The sequence below is a fragment of the Streptococcus orisasini genome (assembly GCF_001431045.1).
Taxonomy (GTDB): Bacteria; Bacillota; Bacilli; order Lactobacillales; family Streptococcaceae; genus Streptococcus; species Streptococcus orisasini.
The window spans coordinates 120,261-135,878 of record NZ_BCLE01000009.1; the positions used below are offsets into that span (position 1 = coordinate 120,261).

Here is a 15,618-nt window from a genome sequence, read left to right on the forward strand (position 1 = left end):
AAAACTTACCATTATTGTATGGTAAGCTGATATACAATTATCCAAGTCTCTTGACGGCCGCTGTGCCTTTTCTATTAACTTATTTAACTGCTTTGACAGCTGCTATTGCAGCTTCGTAATTGGGATGGTTGCCCATTTCATCTAAATATTCAAGATAGGTGATTTTATTGTTTTCATCAAGAACGAAAACAGCTCGGCCAAGCAAATGCAGTTCATTAATCAATAAACCATAGGCCTTGCCAAATGAATGGTCATAGTAATCTGACAAGGTTACCGCATCATTCAAACCAGCCGCACCGCACCAGCGAGCCTGGGCAAAAGGCAAATCCACAGAGACCGTAATCACAACAGTATTGTCAGTGTTTGCTAATTCCTGATTAAAACGACGGGTTTGAGCATCGCAAACACTTGTATCAATAGACGGAACAACACTGATTACTTTTTTCTTACCAGCAAAATCGGCCAAGCTTTTCTTCGATAAATCAGTGGCTGTCAAAACAAAATCCGGAGCTATATCGCCGACCTTTAGTTTAGTACCTGCAAAGGTAATTGGCTTTCCTTTGATTGTTGTCATAACCTGTCCTCCTTTTTTCTGGTTCTTATTGTAGGATAATTTTTGCCTTTTATCTAACTATTTGATTGTAAATGCAATTATTTTTAAAGGTTCAGCTTTAACAAATTTTTTAATACTTTATTTTATAGAAAAATGCTGAGACTAAAGCTGTCCCAGCATTTTTAATCAAGCAACACTATCTTCTTCTGTAAATTGACTGTTGTAAAGATCAGCATAGAAGCCATCTTGAGCCATAAGTTCATCGTGATTGCCTTGTTCAATAATATTACCATCTTTCATTACAAGAATGAGATCTGCATTGCGAATAGTTGAAAGGCGGTGGGCAATGACGAAGGAGGTCCTGCCTTCCATCAGCTTATCCATCGCTTTTTGAATCAGCTCCTCTGTTCTGGTGTCAACAGATGATGTCGCTTCATCAAGAATAAGCAGCGGTGAATCTTTGAGCAGAGCCCGTGCAATCGTCAAAAGCTGCTTTTGGCCAATGGATAAGGTTACCGAATCATCTAAGACAGTATCATAACCCTCAGGCAGGGTTTTGATGAAATGGTGAACACCAACAGCTTTGGCCGCTGCAATTACTTGTTCATCCGTAATGTGTTCCTGATTGTAAATCAGATTTTCCTTGATAGTTCCCTCGAAAAGCCAGGTATCTTGAAGGACCATAGCAAAGGCATCATGCACCTCTTCACGCTTCATATCGTGCACATTGACACCATCAATAGAAATGCTACCTTTACCAACTTCATAAAAACGCATCAGCAGATTGACGATGGTTGTTTTCCCAGCACCTGTCGGACCGACAATGGCCACTTTTTGTCCGGCTTTTGCATGGGCTGAAAAATCATGAATAATGATTTTATCCGGCTGATAGCCAAAGAAGACATTGTCAAAGTTAACATCTCCTTTAACAGTGGCAAGCTGTCTTTGCTTGTGGTCTTCTGCTTCCATTTCTTCTTCATTCAGAAATTCAAAAACGCGTCCCATAGCGGCATTAGCTGACTGAAGCTGGGTAATGCCCTGTGCGATTTGTGAAATAGGCTGGGTAAAGATGCGGACATAAGTCATGAAAGCAACGATAGTTCCCATAGTCACATCGCCATTTAGAGCCATGCGGGCTCCCACAATACAGACCATGACATAGCCAAAATTTCCAATAAACTGCATCAAGGGCATCATGATTCCAGAGAAAAACTGTGACTTCCACATACTGGAAAAGAGCTGGTTATTTAAGACTTCGAACCGCTCCTTACTTTGCTGGCGCGCATTGTAGCTGGAAACGACATTGTGTCCTGAATAGATTTCTTCGACATAGCCGCTGACATTGGCCAGATTTTTTTGCTGACGTTTAAAGAGCGGCTGACTTTTTACCATGATGATGCTTGACAGAGCAAAACCTGTAAAAACAGATAAAATGGCTGTTGCGGCCAGAGTGCCATTTGTCTTGATCATCATAAAAACAGAACCGATTAAAAGGACAACTGCTGCTACCATTGAAACCAAACTTTGGTTGAAAGATTGGGTCATCAAATCTACGTCGTTGGTCACTCGAGATAAGGTATCTCCTTGTGAATGGCTATCAAAATACTTGAGCGGTACTTTATTAATTTTATCGGCAATGGCATTGCGCAGCCGCTGAGAGAATCCTTGAATCATGGTTGATACAATAAAGCTCGCAGCATAAGAAACCAAGGCTCCGCCAATATACATCAGTGCCAGAGTAAAGGCGATTCCAGCAATTTTATCCAGATCAATCTTGCCTGCAAGGCCCTTGGTCATGGTATCCGTCATTTCCTTAAGCCTATCAGGCCCAATAACTGTAATCGTACTTGAAATAACTGTGAAAATAACCGCCAGACCAAATAAGGCCTTGTATCCTTTAAGGTAAGGAGCCATCTGGCTTAATAATGATTTCTTTTTATTTTCCATTTTCTAACTCCTCCTTAGATAATTGTGAATAAGCAATTTCCTGATAAATCTCATTATTAGCCAAGAGCTCTTTATGAGTTCCTTGACCGACAACCTTTCCTTTATCTAATACCAAAATTTGATCGGCATTCATAATGGTTGAAATGCGCTGAGCGACAATTAATTTGGTCATATCCTTGGTTTTCTTTCTCAGGTCAGCGCGCAGAATTCTATCAGTCTTGTAATCCAGCGCTGAGAAGGAGTCGTCAAAAATAAGAATTTCAGGCTTACGGGCAAGGGCACGCGCAATTGCCAAGCGCTGTTTCTGTCCGCCGGAAAAATTAGTTCCGCCCTGTGCTACTTCTGTATCAAGGCCTTTTTCCTTGCCTTCAACAAAATTTTTGGCCTGAGCCAACTCAAGCGCCTCCCAAATCTTAGCATCATCCAGCGGTGTTTGGCTGCTCTCACCAAATTCCATATTGGAGCGGATAGTGCCGCTAAAAAGTACTGCTTTTTGCGGAATATAGCCGACTTTCTTGTTCAAATCATCGTGGCTGTAATCTTGAATCTTAACACCGTCAACCTTGATCCAGCCTTCTGTCGCATCATAAAAACGCGGAATCAGATTAACCAAGGTTGATTTCCCTGAACCTGTTGAACCAATAAAGGCAACCGTTTGGCCGGCTTTTGCCTTAAAGGAAACATGCTCTATCACAGCGCGGGAATTCTTGTTATAACGGAAGGAAACATCGTGAAATTCGATTTCTCCCTTTTGACCGTTGTCAGCTTTAGAGCTTTTCTTGAACTGTATGGATGGCTCAAGTGCCAGTACTTCATTAATACGTTTGGCAGAAACAAGAGCGCGCGGCAAAATGATAAAAATAGCAACCATCATCATAAAACCGACGACAACTTGCATAGCATAAGATGAGAAAACAACCATATCACTGAAAACGTCTATGCGATCTTTGATGGATGCAGTCGCCGCTGCCATATTGACTCTGGAAATTTTAATATCATTGAGCAGATAAGCTCCAATCCAGTAAATGGCCAGCGTCAAACCACTCGAAACAACTGTCATAACAGGGTTCATCAGTGACATGAGCCGGTAAACAAATAAATTAAGTTTGGTCAGGTTCTTATTTTCTTCCTTAAATTTATTCTCCTGATAATCTTCGGCATTGTAGGCACGCACAACACGGACACCGCTTAGAGATTCACGGGTCGTTGCGTTAAGAGCATCAGTTAAACCTTGAACTTTGCGTTGTCTTGGGAAGGCTACAAACATTAAAACAGACAGCAAAATAAAGACAATAAGCACAGCCACTCCAACCGCACTGGTCCACTCATCACTCTTGCCCCAAATTTTAGTCAGCGCCCAGACCGCCATGATAGGACCACGGGTTACTACTTGCATTCCCATAGTAATCATGATTTGTAGCTGAGTTAGGTCATTGGTTGTCCGTGTCAAAAGGCTGGGAATGGAAAATTTCTTGATTTCAGCATCCGAATAGTCCATGACTTGATTAAAAATATCCGAACGCAGGCGCGTTGTAAAGCTGGCGGCCGTTCTTGCTGCTAAAAAGCCAACTAAAACTGCCATCAAAAAACTGCCAAAAGAGAACATGAGCATTTTAGAACCTGGTTTCATGATATCTGAAGCCGTTGTTCCTTTGGTCTGCAGTAAGGCCGTGATGTTTGACATATATTCTGGTGTCTTTAAATCCATCCAGACACCCAAACAAATAAAGGCCGTACTCAGGAGAATCATGCCCCATTCTCTAGCACTTAATCGTTTAAAAATCTTAAACATACCTTGCTCCTATTTTTCTAAATTTTCTTTAATTTGTTTAAAAACCCTGCAAGCAGCTTCGAGGTCTGTTTTATCAACGCCCTTTAGCAGCTGTTCATGGATTGTTTTATGAAAAGTAATGATAGCCTCAGCCTTCTCAAGGCCCAGCGTTGTTAACACAACCTGCTTATAGCGCCTATCTTTGGACGAAGGAATAATTGAGATAAAACCGTTTTTAGTCATGCGTTTGATAAGATTACTGGCTACAGATTTCGAAATCTGCAGTTTTTCCTCAATATCTTTGATAAAAACTTCCTTATCACGATTTTTAAAAAGATAGACAACTGCGTATCCCTGCGGTCCCGCCAAATGCTCAATATCATTTTCTTTGGCTATTTCCTGAACTTTTGCTTCTATGATATTGATAAAACTTTTGAATAAGCTAAAAGGATCTTGCATGAAAACACCTCATTTTTGAAAATCTTCTTTAGTTCTCATAGAAACTATTATAGTTTTTAAGCTTTAATTGTCAAGAAAAAAGTTTTCATGAGAACCATTTTTCTAAGTAAATCGTTTTCATTTTCCTTTGGCCTGTGTTATCATAAATCAAACAAGCAGCCAATAGGAGATTATGATTATGAATCGCATTAAATTAAACTATAAATCCACTTTGTTATTACTTTCATCATTATTCCTTACTGCTGGCCTATTTTCTGTACCAATTTCTGCGGCTACTATAGAAACACAGCAAGGCAATCCTTCCTTGCAGAAAACTGCACCTGAAACAAGCCAGACAGTCAGCGAGACTCAAACAAGTACCAGTACAAGTACTGCTGCTCTTACTGAGGAACAAAAGACACTTCCTGCAGCTGCAGCAAATCAAAAAGAAGCTGTCATCACAAGTTCCTTGTCACAAACACTGACTAATCCGGCAAGCAGCACCACTGTCAGTTCAGCTACCACTTCAGCCCCTAAAGCTAAAAAGGATTTTGGTTTAAAAGATTATTTGCAGACAGATGCCACTGCTCTTGCTGCCATGGTGAGAAAAGGAGACATTAGCAGCCAAGAATTGGTAAAACTGGCTTTAAAGGCTGTAGAACAGACAAATGGAGATTTAAACAATGTTATCAGTCTCAGATCTGACGAAGCTTTAAAAGAAGCCCAACAACTTAAAGACACAGGACAGCCCTTCTTAGGTGTTCCACTTTTAGTTAAGGGGTTGGGCCATACTATTAAGGGTGGACAAAATACAAATGGCCTGTCCTTTATGGCAGGAACTCTTTCTTCTTCTACAGGACGCTATGTCAAGGCCTTGCAAGATGCTGGTTTTATCATTATCGGACAAACATCCTACCCTGAAATGGGCTGGATAAATGTGACCAATTCAGATCTTTACGGGATAACTCACAATCCTTGGAATCTAGCCCACAATCCAGGCGGCTCTTCTGGCGGATCTGCAGCTGCTGTTGCTATTGGGCAGGTACCCATCGCTTCTGCCAGTGATGGTGGCGGATCCATTCGCATTCCCGCATCATGGTCAGGAACTATTGGATTTTTCCCAACAATTGGAGTAACTGCTGGCAACAGCGTAACTACTTACAATAATGTCGGTCACTTTGCTGAAAGCAAAACTATGCGTGATACTGAAAACTTGTTCAACGCTTTGCTAAAAACAGATGTTTTAGACAATTCACTAAGTAAGAACAAACCTATTGCTTACACGCGCCAAACGCCAGCAGGCACTCCTATCAGCCCAGATGCCTTAAAAGCTCTAGACCAAGCAGTTGTCTTCCTTAAATCACAAGGTTATCAGATGCAGGAAGTGAATTACCCTATCAATGGTCAACAACTGATGAAAGCTTATTACACCTTGGCTGCCTCAAGTGCTTCTTCCCTTGATCTTTTAGCCCAGAAAAAACTTAAACGTCATTTACAGCTTGGTGATACTGAACTGTTGACTTGGGCGCTCTATCAAACCAGCCGTGATTTGACTAAGAAAGACTTACAGGCGGCTTATGCCCAAATTGATAGCATTCGAGCTCAAATGTCAGACTTTTATCAAAAATTCCCTGTATTTTTAACACCAACAACGGCTTTTCCTGCTCCAAGTGCTGATTATCATCATATCAGCCCAGATATGAAACCACGTCTCCAAGACATGTCTGCTTTAACAAAGGCAGAAAAATTACAGTTGATTTATGATCAATGGCTGCCAGCTTGGACACTGACTCCATACACCCAGCTGGCAAATCTTACACAAACACCTGCTATCAGTTTGCCAACCTATGTAACGGCTGATGGCTTACCGCTTGGAATCATGTTCAACACTTATCAAAAGAATGACCGCACTCTTTTGGCTTTGGGCCGTCTTTTTGAAGACGCGGGACTCTTCCAAACATTCTACCACCACCTTTCATCTCATAAGACTGAGTCTGTCTTTAATAATCCAAGCGCTGCTGGCCAATCATTTTATCAAAAACGATCTGTTTCCCATCAGCTTTTTATCAGCAAAAGCAAACAACCCTCATCACCTTTACAGCAAATAAACAGCAGATATTCTTTCAAACAAAAAACTCTAAGTCAAAGCCAGCAGCAAGTCATACAGTCACAAGCATTCTTACCGCAGACAAACACTCAAGATGAGAGCCATCTTATTTTACTGGGTCTCTCCTGCTTGCTACTGTTTACAATAAGCTACCCAATCAAAAGCAATAAATCACTACTTTTTATAGCCAGTTCATTCAACCGCAAACACAGACCTTGATTTTTGCCTGTGTTCATGTTAAGATATGAAAGATTTAGGAAGGATGTTTGGGAAAAGCCATCCGTAAAAAAAACCAGATAGTTATTTCAAAGAGTCTATCTAGTTTAGGCTGCTTTGAAAGTCTTGCATAGATCTAACTGACAAAAACTAGCTGCCTTTAACAGGCAGCTGGTCTTAACAGTATCTAAAAGGAGCGAGACAAAATTCCGCTAATGGTTTTTACGGAGTTTTGTCTCGCTCCCTTTTTCTATGCAAATAATAACAATAAAATTGAAGACAGTTATGAGCTGTGTCAAAAAGACAGTTTCTCCTAGAGTCCTGTGACTCTTCGTCGAACCTCCTATTTTGACTTTGCTCGCTAACGCTCTTTGCGACACTTCGTTTGGTTAGTCGATTTTACTAACCAAACGAAGTTAGTGGGAGAGGTAGCCAAGTCACAATGGTGATTGGCGTTTGTTATCAAGTGCAAAGCACTTAGATAACAACCCTCTGCCGTATCTTAGTAATTGAACACGGGCTAAAATCCTAGTAAAAAAGATAAACTTCCTTGTGTCTTGGGGACACAGCGTCAGTTTCCTATTTTTATACGGATTTCTTCACGCCCTTTGTATCTTGTCAATCGAACACGAGCTGCGAGCTGTGTCAAAAAGACAGCTTCTCCTAGAGTCTTTTGACTCTTCGTCGAACCTCCTATTTTGACTTTGCTCGCTAACGCTCTTTGTATCTTAATTAAAGGAGTTATTATGAAACGTCAATCAGCTCTCGTCGTTTTTAGCGGCGGTCAAGATTCAACAACCTGCCTTTTTTGGGCTCTGCAGCATTACCAACATGTTGAAACAGTTACTTTTGCTTACGGCCAGCGTCACAGCCAGGAATTAGCAGTTGCTAAAGAAATCGCTGCTGAGCAAGGAGTAAAACACCGTGTCCTTGACATGTCCTTATTGGGACAAATAACAGAGAACGCTCTCACCTCGGACATAGACATCGAAGCAAAAGACGGACAAGTTCCCAATACTTTTGTTGATGGCAGAAACCATCTGTTCCTTTCTTTCGCTGCTGTCTTAGCTAAGCAGCTAGGCATTACTGATCTGGTAACAGGGGTCTGCCAGACAGACTTCTCAGGCTATCCAGACTGCCGTGATGCCTTCGTCAAATCACTCAATGTCACTTTAAATCTGGCTATGGATTACGAATTTGTCATCCAAACGCCTCTAATGTGGTTGGACAAGGCTGAGACCTGGGCTTTGGCGGATAATTTGGGCAAGTTCGACTACATCCGTGAGAAAACACTAACTTGCTACAATGGCATCCGCGGTACAGGCTGTGGAGAGTGTCCTGCTTGTCATCTGCGCCAAGCAGGACTAGATAACTATCTTGCTCAGAAGGAGAAAAACTGATGTTTGCTGCACCCAAAGAAATCAAAAAAGAAACTGGTGAATCACTAATCTACTGCCCTAGACGTGTGCTGGTATCAAAGGAATTCACCTTTGACGCAGCCCACCACCTCTTCAACTATGAAGGAAAATGCAAGGCTCTGCACGGGCATACCTATCGCCTGCAGATTGCTGTCAGCGGATTTTTAGATGACAAGGGCATGGTTTATGATTTTGGTAGTATTAAGACCACCTATCAAGAGCTGCTGGAACCGCATCTGGATCACGCCTACCTCAATGAAAGCCTGCCCTATATGAATACAACAGCTGAAAATATGGTCTACTGGATTTTTAAGACCTTTGAAGCAGCCTTACCCAAAGAACGCGGCCTGCAAATGGAATCTGTCCGTCTCTATGAGACTCCTTCTGCCTATGCCGAATTTAAAAGGGAATGGGAGTTTGAAGCATGAAAAAACAGCGTCTTTTAAAACTACCGATTCTTGAAATTTTTGGCCCCACTTTTCAGGGAGAAGGCCAGGCAATCGGTCAAAAAACCATGTTTGTGCGGACAGGCGGCTGTGACTATCACTGCGATTGGTGCGATTCCGCCTTTACTTGGGATGGCTCTGAAAAACCAACTATGATGACCAGCGATCAGGTCATTGATGAACTGGATAAATTGGGACATTATGATTATGTTACACTCTCTGGAGGCAATCCCTGCCTTTTAGCAGCTAACATGGCAGAACTTGTAGCCAAATTAAAGGACCGACAAGTCACACTGGCTGTTGAGACACAAGGTTCACGCTGGCAGAGCTGGCTAAAGGATATTGACCAAGTAACCCTAAGTCCCAAACCCCCTTCCAGCAAAATGGACGTCAACTTTGACACATTGGATTTTATTGTCTCCCAGTTAGACCCTCAAAAGGTCACTTATAAAATTCCTATATTTGACGAGGCCGATCTGGATTTTGCTAAGATGATCCAGGAACGCTATCAGCCAGATGTTCTCTATTTATCAGCCGGAAATCCTGAACCCAAGGCTTCTGGTGATATTGTCCAGCACCAGCTGACAAGGCTTAAAAACCTATGGGAACGCATTGCTCAGGATGATTCTTGGGGCAATGTCCGAGTATTGCCCCAGCTTCATACATTAATCTACGATAACCAGCGCGGCGTTTAAAATTAGAAAGGTGAACAGATGTCACAAACACAAGAAATGAAAGACTTAACTCTTTTAGGAAACCAAAAGACTGACTACAGCTTTATTTACGATCCTCATATTTTAGAAGCCTTTGATAATCGTCATCAAGATAACGATTACTTCATCAAATTTAACTGTCCAGAATTCACATCTCTGTGCCCTATAACCGGGCAGCCTGATTTCGCAACCATTTATCTGTCTTATATTCCAGATAAAAAATGTGTGGAATCTAAATCCCTCAAACTCTACCTTTTCAGCTACCGCAACCACGGAGATTTCCACGAAAACTGCATCAATACAATCGGCAAAGACTTGGTCGAATTGCTGCAGCCGCGCTATCTTGAGGTTTGGGGCAAGTTTACACCGCGCGGCGGTATTTCTATTGATCCTTATTACAATTATGGCCGTCCAAACAGCAAGTATGAAGAAATGGCTCACTACCGCCTGATCAATCACGATCTCTATCCCGAAACCATTGACAACCGTTAAAAGCAAAAAGCAGAAAATAAGTTACTGAGCTTATTTTCTGCTTTTTTTGATTTTAAAAACTCTGATGCTTTTATCTACCTTAGGCTGCTGACGTCAGGCAGCTAAATCTTTCTTTTGAAAAATGATGACACTTCCTGCCAGACTGATTAAAATAAGACCAAGAGCAAGCACTAAATAAACAGGATCTAGCTTTTCCTGACTGAAAATATCCGCGCCATTGGCAAAATAATAAGGCGTCAGATAGCTAATCTTTTCAAGATCCGGCACAATTCGGCATACCATATCTATCACATAGAAAAGTAAGGTCAAACCAAGTGCTGCTCCCATTTGTCTGCGGCGGCTGATGCTGGAAATGAAAAAACAGATACTGGCAATTTCCAACTGCATGAGAAGGGCAAGCAGGTGATATTTTAAAAAAAGATGGTTCGAAAAATCTAAATGGATCTGCCAAATGCCCAAACTTTCAAATCCCACACAGATAAGGTTAAAAGCAAGCAGCATCACAATAAGACTCAAAAACTTCCAGATGAGAATGCTCCAACGACTGTAGGGCAAGGTATAGAGAAATTCACTAGTGTGTCCTTCTTCTTCTTTTGATAAGATAGTGACGCCCAGCATACTGGCAAACATGCCAGCTCCAAGCCCAAACATCAGGGCAATTTGTGTCGCAAAGTAACCATTAAAGGTAGCTATACTGATCTTATCCATCCCCAAAGCCTGAGTCATACTCCCCATATTACTGAAAATTTCTGTCTTGCTTGCTAACTGATCTTCAACACTCTTATAAAGCAAAATGCAGCCCCAGCAAATCAGACCGACTGATAAAGACCAGATTAGCAGATTTCTAACAGCCAATTTCAATTCATGCTTAAGTAAAATCATGGTCTGCCTCCTTATAATAGTGCATAAAAAGCTTCTCTAGCGATGGTTCTTCCACCAGAAAATCATCAGGTCTAAGCTCTGCTAGACGATTCAGCAATTCAGCAGAGCCTCCTGCATGAGTGAAGATTTCCTGTTTGCCATTTTTCCAAATGGTTACCTGTTTGGTTTGAGTATGTGTCAAGTTCTCAATGGTATCAATTCTGAGAATTTGGCCATCCTTGATGATGGCTGCGCGGTCGCAGTAATTTTTGATTTCTGAGAGCACATGCGAAGACAGAAAACAAGTACCGCCAGCATCACACGCTTCCTTGACTAAACCAAAGAAACGCTCCTGCATCAGCGGATCCAAACCGGATGTCGGTTCATCCAAAATGAGAAGTTCTGGCTGGTGCTGAAAGGCACAGACAATGCCGACCTTCTTGCGATTGCCCAGCGATAAATCCTGAATTTTCTTCTCTAGAGGTACTTCTAAAATCCGGCAAATTCGTTCAGCTTCAGCGCTGCAATTCCTTCTTCTAACTTTAGCCGCAAAAGCAATAACATCCTTGACCTTCATCTGCGGATAAAACATAGTTTCTGATGGCAGGTAGCCAATATGACGAAGTGCCTCTGTCAGCTTTCCATAGCGATTCCCAAACAAGGTTATCTGACCGCCACTCGGTTTAATTAAGCCTAAGAGACAACGAATGGTTGTTGATTTCCCAGCGCCGTTTGACCCCAGAAATCCATAAATTTCGCCCTTTTTAACAGACAGACTCACATCTTCCGCTCCCTTGTGTTTGCCATAGTATTTGCGTAAATGTTTGATATCAATAACTGTTTCAGTCATAATGCTTCTCCTTTTTATTATTCTTATAGCTGTCTAAGAGCTGATTTAACCTTTTACTATCAATTCTGCGCTTAATTTTGTTAATCAGGTAGATGCAATAATAGCAATATAATTGGTAAATTCCAAAACCAAGTACAACAGGAATATTGCCATCAAACCAGTTCATGGCGTAAACTGCCAGCATATATAAACCCATACAAAGAAGAGATGACAGCCACCATTTGCTCGTAAGCTTTTCTGCCTCATCAAAATTCTTTAGGACATAAACCTGCAAATTACAGATCAAATAGCTTAAGAAGGCAATTTCTGCAACTTGCAAAAGACTGATCGAAAATGTACGCTGCCAGATCAAATAGCAGGCACAGTAAAAGAGATGACAAAGACTGTAAATTCCTGCTTTGTACTTAATACTAATTTCTCGGCTTAAATAGCGCTCCCACCTAGTCTTCATCTTTTATTCCCTCCTGTAAGACCTGTCTAAGTTTAGTGGCATATTTACGTGAGATAACCACGTGTTCGCCATTGTCCAAAGTAGCTTCAATCCGTCCATAAGCTTGACTTTGGAAGTGCTGAATCTTGTAGATATTGACCACCATAGCCTTGGCACAACGAAAGAATCCGCACCTGCTGTAGTGCTCTGCCAGTTGGCTCAAGGTCGCAGCAATTTGATAAATACCCTCATCAGTATAGGCAAAGGTTCTGCCATCTACACTCTCTATGTACAAGATATCATCTGGCCGAACATACCTCTGGCCATTTTCATTAACCCCCAGTAGCTTAAGTTCCCCTTGAGAGGCAAGATCAATTAGCTGCTCTACCTGTGCTGTCATCTCCCGATAGCGAATGATGATTTCTTCTTCACCGTCAGTAATCTGCTCTAATCTTACTTTCACCTGTCCGCCTCCTTTGTCCATATTATAACAGAATCTTTAAGTAAAGAAATTCCTTATCAGCCAAAGTGCAAAAACACTTCTTCAAATGCAAAAAGAAGCCCAGCTGGACTTCTTTTCTATATTTTATTGAAGGATTTGAGCGTTTAAAATCGCAACGACTGTCTCTTATACAATACCTTGTGCTGACATAGCATCTGCAACCTTAAGGAAACCAGCAATGTTAGCACCAACAACAAGGTTGCCTTCTTGGCCAAATTCTTTGGCTGCTGCTGCAGAGTTTTCGTAGATAGTCTTCATGATATCATAAAGCTTAGCATCTACTTCTTCAAATGACCAAGGTGTACGTTGACTGTTTTGTGCCATTTCAAGAGCTGAAACAGCCACACCACCAGCGTTGGCAGCTTTGGCAGGACCAAATGATACATCTGCTTTAAGAAAGACATCAATCGCCTCAAGCGTTGAGGGCATATTAGCACCTTCTGAAACTGCGATGACACCGTTAGCTACAAGTGTTTTAGCTTGTTCTTCGTTGATTTCGTTTTGAGTTGCACAAGGGAAAGCAAGGTCTGCCTTGTTATCCCAAACTGAACCTTCTCCTGCTGCTACAAATTTTGCATTTGGACGAGCTTCAGCATATTTAACAATACGTTCGCGTTTAACTTCTTTGATTTCTTTCAAAAGTGCAACGTCGATACCATCTGGATCGTAAACATAACCTGATGAATCTGAAACGGTAACGGCTTTAGCACCAAGCGCATGCAATTTTTCAACCGCATAGATGGCAACATTACCAGCACCTGAAACAACTGCAGTTTTACCAGCAAAGTCTTCACCACGTGCTTTAAGCATTTGTTCAGCAAAGTAAACAGCACCATAACCAGTTGCTTCTGTACGAGTGAGTGATCCGCCCCAGTTCAATCCTTTACCTGTAAGAACACCAGTGTATTCGTTACGAAGGCGTTTGTACTGACCATAGAGATAACCAATTTCACGTCCGCCAACACCGATATCACCAGCAGGGACGTCAGTATCAGCACCGATGTGCTTGCTGAGCTCAGTCATGAAGCTTTGGCAGAAACGCATGATTTCGTTGTCTGACTTACCTTTAGGATCGAAGTTTGATCCACCTTTACCACCACCGATTGGCTGACCGGTCAGCGAATTTTTGAAGATTTGTTCAAATCCAAGGAATTTAATAATTGATTGGTTTACTGATGGGTGGAAACGAAGACCGCCTTTGTAAGGCCCGATAGCTGATGAGAATTGCACACGGAAACCGCGGTTAACTTGCACTCGACCTTGATCATCAACCCAAGGCACACGGAATGAAACGATACGTTCTGGTTCAACCAAACGCTCTAAAAGATTTTCTTCAATGTATTTAGGATATTTATCAAATACTGGAACAAGTGATTCAAAAACTTCTTCAACAGCTTGAAGAAATTCTGGCTCATGTGCGTTTTGTGCTTTGACTTTTTCAAATACACTTGCAACGTATTCTTTACCTGTAGTCATATGTTTTCCTCCGAAAAGTTGAGTTTCGTAATTTTGATTACGTAAAATATTATAAATTTTCAGAATATTCTTGTCAAGTCTTTTTTGACATTTTTTTGGGAAAAAATAAGTTTCATGTTATATAACCTAACATTCATCTCGAACTAAAGCCTTTTAAACCTGCTGGTTAGCAACATTCTTCTATTAGCAGTTCTTGTCAGATAAGACTTTGGATAATCTCGATTTTTGACAAGCCACCCTTCATTTTATACAATTAAGAGTAAATAGTTTAAGGAGTTTTCGATATGAAATGGTTTACACTTACCTCAGGAATACTAACACTTTTAATTGGTTTTTGGATTTTTGCCAATCCCTTAGTCGTAACGGCTTCAATCGGCTGGCTGCTGGCCTTGATTATTTTTTTGGCTGGAATTACTGGATTCATGAACTACATGTCAAAACCAAGTGAGGAACGCAATAGTTGGAATTTACTGCAAAGTGTTATTTCTATTATCTTTGGTTTTATTCTTTTAACATCCTCTATTTTTTCACTGACAACAGCCGTTGTCACTATTGCAGCCTATTGGATTCTTGTAATCGGGATTTTACGGCTGATTTCTGCCTATCGCTTGCGCCAAGCGGGTTTTTCTAGCGATAATCATCTCCTCATTACAGGAATCTTTGCCCTTGTTATTGGTCTCATTTTATTGGGACAGCCATTACTATCATCAGCTATCATCGGCCGCTTTGTCGCTCTTCTTTTGATAGCCGTCGGTCTTTCAAGTCTCTTTATCTTTTGGCAGCTGCGCTAAAGGTTGATTTTACTACATATCTAACATTGTAACAGACATAATAATTAGTAAAAAAATCGGTAATTCGCATGAGTAAATTACCGATTTTTTGTGGCTCTATAATTTCTGTAGTGGGTAAATCCCACTGTGAAGATTATAGGGCCTTTTGAGTATCAAAAAAGTTCCATAAGACTTATAATGAAAAGCGACCAAACCATCATTAGAAAGTATCTTATGGAACACATCAATCATACCACATTACTCATCGGAATGAAAGACAAAAATATCACCTTAAATAAAGCCATTCAGCACGATACCCATATCGAAGTCTTCGCTACACTTGATTATCACCCACCTAAATGTAAACACTGTAAAGGAAAACAAATCAAATATGACTTCCAGAAACCTTCTAAAATCCCTTTTATTGAGATTGGTGGTTTCCCTAGCCTCATTCGTTTGAAAAAGAGGCGATTTCAATGCAAGTCCTGTCAGAAAGTCACTGTAGCTGAAACAACTCTCGTTCAGAAAAATTGCCAAATTTCTGAAATAGTAAGACAGAAAATCGCTCAGCTATTGCTCAACAGAGAGGCTCTTACCCATATCGCTTCTAAGCTCGCTATCTCTACCT

At 41.2% G+C, this 15,618-nt stretch carries 16 protein-coding genes; 7 read left to right on the forward strand and 9 right to left on the reverse strand.

Going from position 1 to position 15,618, the window contains the following annotated elements; genetic code table 11:
• Positions 1–79 precede the first annotated feature (79 nt).
• The 4 genes from tpx to SCSH_RS02110 form a co-directional block, all read right to left on the reverse strand.
• The gene (gene tpx / locus SCSH_RS02095) at positions 80–574 is read right to left on the reverse strand and encodes a thiol peroxidase (RefSeq protein WP_057490242.1); all 495 of its coding nucleotides are present in this window, start codon (positions 572–574) and stop codon (positions 80–82) included.
• A gap of 165 nt (positions 575–739) precedes the next feature.
• A complete protein-coding gene (locus SCSH_RS02100) occupies positions 740–2,500 on the reverse strand; it encodes an ABC transporter ATP-binding protein (RefSeq protein ID WP_057490243.1) in 1,761 nt (586 codons plus the stop codon).
• Complete coding sequence (locus SCSH_RS02105; protein ID WP_057490244.1) at positions 2,490–4,292, reverse strand: ABC transporter ATP-binding protein; 1,803 nt, start codon at positions 4,290–4,292, stop codon at positions 2,490–2,492. The genes SCSH_RS02100 and SCSH_RS02105 overlap by 11 nt, the downstream gene beginning before the upstream one ends.
• A 9-nt stretch (positions 4,293–4,301) precedes the next feature.
• Positions 4,302–4,730 carry a MarR family winged helix-turn-helix transcriptional regulator gene (locus SCSH_RS02110; protein ID WP_057490245.1) on the reverse strand — a complete coding sequence of 143 codons (429 nt, stop codon included), beginning with the start codon at positions 4,728–4,730 and terminating at the stop codon, positions 4,302–4,304.
• Positions 4,731–4,902: 172 nt separating this feature from the next.
• On the opposite strand from SCSH_RS02110, the gene SCSH_RS02115 reads away from it, so the two are divergent.
• The 5 genes from SCSH_RS02115 (at position 4,903) to queF (ending at position 10,101) form a co-directional block, all read left to right on the forward strand.
• Positions 4,903–7,035, forward strand: coding sequence for an amidase family protein (locus tag SCSH_RS02115; protein WP_082581930.1), 2,133 nt, complete (start codon positions 4,903–4,905; stop codon positions 7,033–7,035).
• Positions 7,036–7,778: 743 nt separating this feature from the next.
• The gene (queC, locus tag SCSH_RS02120; protein WP_057490247.1) at positions 7,779–8,432 is read left to right on the forward strand and encodes a 7-cyano-7-deazaguanine synthase QueC; all 654 of its coding nucleotides are present in this window, start codon (positions 7,779–7,781) and stop codon (positions 8,430–8,432) included.
• On the forward strand, positions 8,432–8,878 hold the full coding sequence (gene queD, locus SCSH_RS02125; RefSeq protein ID WP_057490248.1) for a 6-carboxytetrahydropterin synthase QueD: 447 nt from the start codon (positions 8,432–8,434) through the stop codon (positions 8,876–8,878). The genes queC and queD overlap by 1 nt, the downstream gene beginning before the upstream one ends.
• A complete protein-coding gene (gene queE, locus SCSH_RS02130; RefSeq protein ID WP_057490249.1) occupies positions 8,875–9,591 on the forward strand; it encodes a 7-carboxy-7-deazaguanine synthase QueE in 717 nt (238 codons plus the stop codon). Before queD ends, queE begins: the two co-directional genes overlap by 4 nt.
• 18 nt (positions 9,592–9,609) lie before the next feature.
• Positions 9,610–10,101 carry a preQ(1) synthase gene (gene queF / locus SCSH_RS02135; protein ID WP_057490250.1) on the forward strand — a complete coding sequence of 164 codons (492 nt, stop codon included), beginning with the start codon at positions 9,610–9,612 and terminating at the stop codon, positions 10,099–10,101.
• 93 nt (positions 10,102–10,194) lie between these two features.
• Here the strand turns inward: queF and SCSH_RS02140 are convergent, their stop codons facing one another.
• The 5 genes from SCSH_RS02140 to gdhA all read right to left on the reverse strand — a co-directional run bounded on the left by SCSH_RS02140 (position 10,195) and on the right by gdhA (position 14,220).
• Positions 10,195–10,983, reverse strand: a complete 789-nt coding sequence (locus SCSH_RS02140) for an ABC transporter permease subunit (RefSeq protein WP_057490251.1) — start codon at positions 10,981–10,983, stop codon at positions 10,195–10,197.
• The gene (locus tag SCSH_RS02145) at positions 10,970–11,812 is read right to left on the reverse strand and encodes an ABC transporter ATP-binding protein (RefSeq protein WP_057490252.1); all 843 of its coding nucleotides are present in this window, start codon (positions 11,810–11,812) and stop codon (positions 10,970–10,972) included. Before SCSH_RS02145 ends, SCSH_RS02140 begins: the two co-directional genes overlap by 14 nt.
• Positions 11,805–12,263, reverse strand: coding sequence for a DUF3021 family protein (locus SCSH_RS02150; protein ID WP_057490253.1), 459 nt, complete (start codon positions 12,261–12,263; stop codon positions 11,805–11,807). Before SCSH_RS02150 ends, SCSH_RS02145 begins: the two co-directional genes overlap by 8 nt.
• Entirely contained in the window at positions 12,253–12,705 is a 453-nt protein-coding gene (locus SCSH_RS02155) for a LytTR family DNA-binding domain-containing protein (RefSeq protein ID WP_057490254.1), read from the reverse strand. Before SCSH_RS02155 ends, SCSH_RS02150 begins: the two co-directional genes overlap by 11 nt.
• A gap of 165 nt (positions 12,706–12,870) precedes the next feature.
• On the reverse strand, positions 12,871–14,220 hold the full coding sequence (gene gdhA / locus SCSH_RS02160; RefSeq protein WP_057490255.1) for an NADP-specific glutamate dehydrogenase: 1,350 nt from the start codon (positions 14,218–14,220) through the stop codon (positions 12,871–12,873).
• A gap of 284 nt (positions 14,221–14,504) precedes the next feature.
• Between gdhA and SCSH_RS02165 the strand changes: the two genes are divergently transcribed.
• Complete coding sequence (locus SCSH_RS02165) at positions 14,505–15,011, forward strand: HdeD family acid-resistance protein (RefSeq protein WP_057490256.1); 507 nt, start codon at positions 14,505–14,507, stop codon at positions 15,009–15,011.
• A 213-nt stretch (positions 15,012–15,224) separates the two neighbouring features.
• Positions 15,225–15,618 (forward strand): transposase family protein (locus SCSH_RS02170; protein ID WP_193743670.1); only part of this gene is annotated, 394 nt, incomplete at its 3' end.

Coding starts and splice junctions, on each gene's coding strand:
- tpx (WP_057490242.1), bottom strand. CDS start 574: ATGACAACAATCAAAGGAAAGCCAATTACCTTTGCAGGTACTAAACTA.
- SCSH_RS02100 (WP_057490243.1), bottom strand. CDS start 2,500: ATGGAAAATAAAAAGAAATCATTATTAAGCCAGATGGCTCCTTACCTT.
- SCSH_RS02105 (WP_057490244.1), bottom strand. CDS start 4,292: ATGTTTAAGATTTTTAAACGATTAAGTGCTAGAGAATGGGGCATGATT.
- SCSH_RS02110 (WP_057490245.1), bottom strand. CDS start 4,730: ATGCAAGATCCTTTTAGCTTATTCAAAAGTTTTATCAATATCATAGAA.
- SCSH_RS02115 (WP_082581930.1), top strand. CDS start 4,903: ATGATTATGAATCGCATTAAATTAAACTATAAATCCACTTTGTTATTA.
- queC (WP_057490247.1), top strand. CDS start 7,779: ATGAAACGTCAATCAGCTCTCGTCGTTTTTAGCGGCGGTCAAGATTCA.
- queD (WP_057490248.1), top strand. CDS start 8,432: ATGTTTGCTGCACCCAAAGAAATCAAAAAAGAAACTGGTGAATCACTA.
- queE (WP_057490249.1), top strand. CDS start 8,875: ATGAAAAAACAGCGTCTTTTAAAACTACCGATTCTTGAAATTTTTGGC.
- queF (WP_057490250.1), top strand. CDS start 9,610: ATGTCACAAACACAAGAAATGAAAGACTTAACTCTTTTAGGAAACCAA.
- SCSH_RS02140 (WP_057490251.1), bottom strand. CDS start 10,983: ATGATTTTACTTAAGCATGAATTGAAATTGGCTGTTAGAAATCTGCTA.
- SCSH_RS02145 (WP_057490252.1), bottom strand. CDS start 11,812: ATGACTGAAACAGTTATTGATATCAAACATTTACGCAAATACTATGGC.
- SCSH_RS02150 (WP_057490253.1), bottom strand. CDS start 12,263: ATGAAGACTAGGTGGGAGCGCTATTTAAGCCGAGAAATTAGTATTAAG.
- gdhA (WP_057490255.1), bottom strand. CDS start 14,220: ATGACTACAGGTAAAGAATACGTTGCAAGTGTATTTGAAAAAGTCAAA.
- SCSH_RS02165 (WP_057490256.1), top strand. CDS start 14,505: ATGAAATGGTTTACACTTACCTCAGGAATACTAACACTTTTAATTGGT.